The organism is Mycobacterium sp. NPDC003449 (genome assembly GCF_053588415.1).
Window position 1 is genome coordinate 63389 of sequence record NZ_JBSFPX010000013.1, and the last position, 6081, is coordinate 69469.

General features: G+C 66.9%; 7 protein-coding genes. 3 read left to right on the top strand and 4 right to left on the bottom strand.

Features of this window, described 5'->3' with window-relative positions; genetic code table 11:
• Positions 1–10 precede the first annotated feature (10 nt).
• Entirely contained in the window at positions 11–1642 is a 1632-nt protein-coding gene (locus ACWDTP_RS06440) for an alkaline phosphatase D family protein (RefSeq protein WP_450017716.1), read from the top strand.
• 22 nt (positions 1643–1664) lie between these two features.
• Positions 1665–2171 (top strand): CYTH domain-containing protein, encoded by a 507-nt coding sequence (locus tag ACWDTP_RS06445; RefSeq protein WP_450017718.1) that lies wholly within the window; start codon positions 1665–1667, stop codon positions 2169–2171.
• A 48-nt stretch (positions 2172–2219) separates the two neighbouring features.
• Here ACWDTP_RS06445 and ACWDTP_RS06450 read toward each other — a convergent pair whose 3' ends face one another.
• Positions 2220–2627 carry a cupin domain-containing protein gene (locus ACWDTP_RS06450; protein WP_450017720.1) on the bottom strand — a complete coding sequence of 136 codons (408 nt, stop codon included), beginning with the start codon at positions 2625–2627 and terminating at the stop codon, positions 2220–2222.
• A 229-nt stretch (positions 2628–2856) separates the two neighbouring features.
• Here ACWDTP_RS06450 and ACWDTP_RS06455 point away from each other — a divergent pair, with 229 nt between their 5' ends.
• Positions 2857–3990, top strand: a complete 1134-nt coding sequence (locus ACWDTP_RS06455; protein ID WP_450017722.1) for an NAD(P)-dependent alcohol dehydrogenase — start codon at positions 2857–2859, stop codon at positions 3988–3990.
• 34 nt (positions 3991–4024) lie between these two features.
• Here ACWDTP_RS06455 and ACWDTP_RS06460 read toward each other — a convergent pair whose 3' ends face one another.
• The 3 genes from ACWDTP_RS06460 to ACWDTP_RS06470 all read right to left on the bottom strand — a co-directional run.
• Positions 4025–5362, bottom strand: a complete 1338-nt coding sequence (locus tag ACWDTP_RS06460) for an MFS transporter (protein ID WP_450017723.1) — start codon at positions 5360–5362, stop codon at positions 4025–4027.
• Between the two features lie 174 nt (positions 5363–5536).
• Complete coding sequence (locus ACWDTP_RS06465; RefSeq protein WP_450017725.1) at positions 5537–5884, bottom strand: hypothetical protein; 348 nt, start codon at positions 5882–5884, stop codon at positions 5537–5539.
• Positions 5875–6081: hypothetical protein (locus ACWDTP_RS06470; protein WP_450017727.1), on the bottom strand; the 207-nt coding region annotated here is incomplete at its 5' end. The genes ACWDTP_RS06470 and ACWDTP_RS06465, both read right to left, overlap by 10 nt.

Sequence of the window (6081 nt, forward strand, 5' to 3'; positions counted from 1 at the left end):
GGCTGGGCCGGTGCCTCTCGTACTCGGCCCCGTCCTGCGCCATGTCTCGGCGACGAGCGCCGTGGTCTGGGTGCAGACCGACGAACCGGCCGAGGTCGAGGTGCTCGGCTGCCGCGCCCGCACGTTCGACGTGCAGGGCCACCACTACGCGCTGGTGACGGTGGAAGGTTTGGCCGCGGACTCCACGACCGAATACCAGGTACATGTCAACGGCGTGCGGGTCTGGCCGGAACCGGACTCCGGGTTCGCACCGAGCGTGATCCGAACACGGGGGCCGGGCACCGCCGACCGACTGCGGGTGATCTTCGGGTCCTGCCGGTATCCGAAAACCGGGGTGGCCGAACTCGACGACAAACTCGGGCTCGATGCCCTGGACTGTTATGCCGCCCGGCTGACCGCGCTGCCGATCGAGGAGTGGCCCGACGCCCTGATCCTGCTCGGCGACCAGGTGTACGCCGACGAGCTGACCCCCGAGGCCCGCAGGCACCTCGCGGGACGTCGTCGCCGGTCGGCCCACAGCCACCGCCCGCCCGACGAGGTGGTCAGCTTCAAGGAGTACGAGGCGCTGTATCGGCACACCTGGGGCGATCCCGACATCCGATGGATCCTGTCGACCGTGCCCACCGCCATGATCTTCGACGACCATGACATCCGCGACGACTGGAACACCTCCGGGGCCTGGCGCGCCGAGGTCAATCAGAAACCGTGGTGGCGTGACCGGATCCGGGCCGGGCTCGCGTCCTACTGGGTGTATCAACATCTCGGGAACCTGAGCCCGGCCGAGTTGGCCCGCGACGCGGACTATCAGGCGGTACTGGCCGCCGACGGGGACTGCTGGCCGCAGCTGATCGAGCTGGCCGACCGGGCCGATCGCGAAGTCGACGGCGCGAAGGGTGTGCGGTTCAGTTACCGCTGGGACCTGGGCCGCAGCCGGCTCATCATGGTCGACTCGCGCAACTCCCGGATCCTGGACAGCGGCGACCGAAAGATGTTGGGCGACCGCGAGTTCGATTGGCTGCAAGAGCAGGTCGACGACGGCCTGGACGGGCTGGACCATCTGATCCTCGGCTCGTCGCTGCCGTGGCTGCTTCCCCCCGCGGTCGGCGACCTGCAGATCGTCAACGAGATCGCGGCCAATCGGGCGGGGCTGCGGGGTCGCCTGGCCGAGAAGGTTCGCCAGGCCGCCGACCTGGAGCATTGGGCGGCATTCCTGAAGTCGTTCCTGCGGCTGAGTGACCTGATCCTCGGGGTGGCCACCAGGGCCACGCCCGGTCCCGCCACCGTCTCGGTGCTCTCCGGCGATGTGCACCACAGTTACGCGGCCCGTGCCGAATTCCCCTCGGAGTCGACCGCCCGGGTGCATCAGCTGGTCTGCTCGCCGGTGCACAACTACGTCCCCAGCTACGTGAAACCGGTGTTCAGGGTCGGCTGGTCGCCGAGGCTGGCCCGGTTCAGCCGGCGGTGGGCGCGCCGCCACGGCTCCCCCACGCTGCCGATGTCGTGGAGCAACCGCAGCGGTCCGCTGTTCGGGAACACCATCGCGACCCTCGATGTGGCCGGCCGCAACGCCGAGGTGATCTTCGAACAGCCCTGCGACCGCGATGATTTGGCCGTCGCCGCACGGGTGTCGCTGACCGACTGATCGGCGTATAGGCTTGGACATCATGACCGCCGACAAGCCCGCGACCGAGGTCGAGCGGAAGTTCCTGATCGACTCGGGCAACCTCCCCGACGACCTCGACCGGATCACCGAACGCCGGATGGTGCTCAAACAGGGTTACCTCGCCGTCGCGCCCGACGGCTCGGAGGCCCGGGTGCGCGGCACCGACGACGTGTCCTTCGAGTTGACCGTCAAATCGGCTGGTGGCCTGATCCGCGGTGAATCCACCGTCGCGATCACCGGGCCGATGTTCGAGGCGTTGTGGCCGCAGACGCAGGGCGCGCGAATCGAGAAGGTGCGCCTGCGAATTCCCCACGAATCGCACACCATCGAGCTCGATCTGTACGGCGGGGCCCTGCAGGGGCTGGTGGTCGCCGAGGTCGAGTTCGCCGATGAAACCGCCGCGACGACGTTCACTGCACCGGGGTGGTTCGCCCGCGATGTGACCGGCGACAAGGCCTACAAGAACAAGAACCTCGCCGTGCGGGGCCTGCCGCGGGACCGCGGATGACGAAGTGCCCTGCGGCACTTGTACTCAACGCAGCGGTGGGCCGATCACTCAGCTGACCCGGCGTCCCCTCCGCTGCTCGAGCTCTTGCTCGGTGACCCATTCGCGCATCGGCCGGCCGGGCAGACACGACACGGTGACGACGAAGCTGCAGGCGATGTCGGAGCGGTGGTTGGCGTCCTGATAGTGGATCACGTCACCACCGGGTCCCCAGAATGCGTCGCCGGCGCGGAGAACGCGTGGCGCCTGCCCCTCGATCTCGAACAACATCTCACCGTCGATCATGTAACCGAACCCGGGACCACCGGGGAGCCGATGTGGCGGGTAGCCGGGACTGCCCGGTGGGTGGTTGATGCGCACGGTGACGACGTGGGCATCGCCGGGTATCAACGGTGGCGCCACCTCCTGCAGGACGGTCAGCGTCGACGTCGATTCCGAGACATTCTCATCCTGCGGCATTCGTCGACGTTAACCACTTGGCAGGTGATCGCGAAGGTCGTCCATAACCCGATCCGGCGGGCCGGCCATAAGGACTCCTTCTCGACCTGATTGTTGTCGGCCGCTGCGGGTCGCGGGCGTCCACCGCCCCGATATACGCTCGCCATGCGCGGAGCGGATGACGTCTTCCACGCGAATCTGTCATGTGCACAAGGTGATTCGTCATTTATGGCCATCCGAGGAGGACATCATGGTGTCAGCAACTGCCGATCGGCGCCCCGTCACCGTGGCGGTCGTCCGGGCGCCCGGCGGGCCGTTCACCATCGAACCGGCCCGGATCAGCGCACCCCGAAACGACGAAGTGCTGGTCGAGATCGCCGCCGTGGGCGTATGTCACACCGACCTCATCGTGCGCGACCAGTACTACCCGGTGCCGTTGCCTGCGGTGCTCGGCCATGAGGCCTCCGGGGTGGTCGCGGCCCTCGGACCGGACGTCAAGCGCCTCAACGTGGGTGACCCCGTGGTGTTGAGTTACGGCAACTGCGGGCATTGCGACTACTGCGCCGCGGGGCATACCACGTACTGCAAGTATTTCCCCACCTACAACTTCAACGGAACCGGGCCGGACGGAGAAATCGCCCTGCGAAGCGAGGACGGCCGGCCATTGCACGACCATTTCTTCACCCAGTCCTCATTTTCGACGTATGCGCTGGCCCGCGAACGCAATGCGATCAAAGTATCGAATGAGGTGCCACTGGAATTGCTGGGGCCGTTGGGATGTGGAATTCAGACCGGCGCGGGCGCCGTCATCAATGCGCTGAAGGTCAGTCCGGGCGCCAGTTTCGTCGCCTACGGCGCGGGTGCCGTCGGGTTGAGCGCCGTGATGGCCGCGCGCATCGCCGGTGCTACGACAATCGTCGCGGTCGACACGGTGGCTTCGCGGCTGGCACTGGCCGCCGAACTCGGCGCCACCCACACCATCAACAGCGGCGAGGTCGATGTGACCGAAGCCGTACGAGAGATAACCGGAGGCGGCGCCGATTTCGCTCTTGAATCCACAAGTCGGCCAGAAGTTCTCGAAGCCGGTGCCGAGGCCCTTCGCGGACTGGGCACGTTGGGCGTCGTCGGGGTTCCGAAACCCGGAACCCGGGCGAGCTTCGACGTCAACAATCTGATTTTGAACGGACGCAGCATCCGAGGCATCGTGGAGGGCGACAGCCTGCGTCAGGTATTCATTCCTCAGCTGATCGAGTTGTACCGACAGGGACGGTTCCCGTTCGACCGGTTGATCACGTTCTATTCATTCGACCAGATCAATCAAGCCGCCGAGGACAGCGCGAACGGCACCACCCCCAAACCCGTCCTCCGGGTACCCGGCGGCTGACCGAGCCACGATCGACGCTGGGGCACAGGGCCGTTCAGATCGCCTCGCGCTGCGTCAGCCCGACATCGTCGTGCAGATCGAGCTTCGAGGTCTCCGGGGCCGCCACGATGCAGATCATCGTGACCACCAGCATGGCCACCGCGTAGACCGACACGAGCACCGAGGTGTCGAACCGGTCGAGCAGTGCGACCGAGATGATCGGCGCCAGTGCGCCGCCGAGGATTCCGGCCAGTTGGTAGCCCATCGAGGCACCCGTGTAGCGCACCTGCGTCGGGAACATCTCGGCGATGAACGCGGCCTGGGGCCCGTAGAGCGACGCGTGCAGGATCAGCGCGACGATCACCGCGAGCAGGATCCACCCGAACTGGCCGGTGTCGAGCAGCGCGAAGAACACGAACACCCAGATGGCCGCGCCGACCGCACCGACCAGCATGACCGACCGGCGGCCGAACCGGTCCGACAGATGACCGAAGTACGGGATCGCCGCCACCTGCACGCCCGCGGCGATCAGGGTGGCGTTGAGGGCGTAAGACTCCGGGAGTCCGAGGTAGGTGCCGACATAGGTCGTGACGAAGAGCACGAACGTGTAGAAGGCGACGTCCACCCCGACCCGCGCCCCGATGGCCAGCAGCACGTTCTTCGGGTAGCGCCGCAGCACCTCGGCGATGGGGGCGCCCTCTTTCCCGTGTGACTCCTCGACCTCGGTGAACAGCGGGCTCTCGGTGACGCTCAACCGGATCCACAGGCCGACCAGCACCAGCAGCCCGCTGAGCAGGAACGGCACCCGCCAGCCCCAGGACTCGAACGCCGCGTCGGAGGTGATGGCGCCCATCCACGACAGCACGCCGTTGGCCAGCAGCAGCCCGATCGGGACCCCCACCTGGGGCCAGCTGGCGTTGAGCCCGCGGCGGCGCGGATCCCCGGACTCCAGGGTCATCAGGACCGCGCCGCCCCACTCCCCGCCCAGACCCAGCCCCTGCAGGAACCGCAGCAGCACCAGAAGTATGGGAGCCCAGACGCCGATGCTGGCGTGTGTGGGCAGCACCCCGACCAACATGGTCGCGATACCCATCAGCAGAAGGGTGGCCACCAGCACGTTCTTCCGGCCCAGCTTGTCGCCGAAGTGCCCGAACACGATCCCGCCGAGGGGGCGCGCCACGAACCCGACGGCGAAGGTCGCGAAGGACAGCAGGGTGCCCACCAACGGCTCGAAACTCGGGAAGAACACCTTGTTGAACACCAGGGCGGCCGCGACCCCGTAGATGAAGAAGTCGTACCACTCCAGCGAGGTGCCGATCAGGCTGGCGACGATGACCCTGCGGATGGGTGACGCCGGGGGCGTCGCGGCCGTGTTGTCGATCCGTCCGGACATCTCCACGACCTCCTGGTGCGGTGTATGCGCTGGGCGCGCGACATCACAGTAAGGCGCGCACTCGTCGCACGCAGTGGTGTTCGGCAGGTAGCGGCGGGTGACCTGGCATCGGCCGGGCAGCGAACGTAGTGGGGTGGTGGTCAGAGTCCGTTGATCGGCGTGGCCACCGTGACTTCAGGCGATGTGCACACGACGTGCTCCTTCCGTGGCTGTGGCCTCGGCGATGATCTGGTGGTAGGTCTTGCCGCGGCTCATCCTCAGCACCCGGGCGACCCGGCGGTGTGTCAACGCGGTGGCGATGAGGTCGGCGAGGCGAGGCGAAATGGCTTCGCCGAGCAGCAGCATGTTGGCCGTCCGGGGCAGAACGACGCGGCGGGTGCCGCGGCGGACGGCTGTGACCACGGCGCGCGCGACGTCCTCGGACGTCAGCGGGGTCATGTGACGGAACGGGGGAGGCATCTGCTCCTCGTCGACCTCGCGGAGCAGATCGGTCGCGGTGAGTGCCGGGTGAATCACTGGCAACCGCAGACGCTGAACTCGCCACTGCAGCACGCGGATTCGTCAAAACCGCGCTCCCGGCTGACATCCTGCGCCCGTAGAACCGCCACGAATGGGTCATCACCACGACGGTCAAGGCCATCGACGACATCCGCATCCACGACTAGCCCGGATTTTCCGTGAAATGTTGCTTTGGTGGGGTGTAGATACGCGAAAGTGCC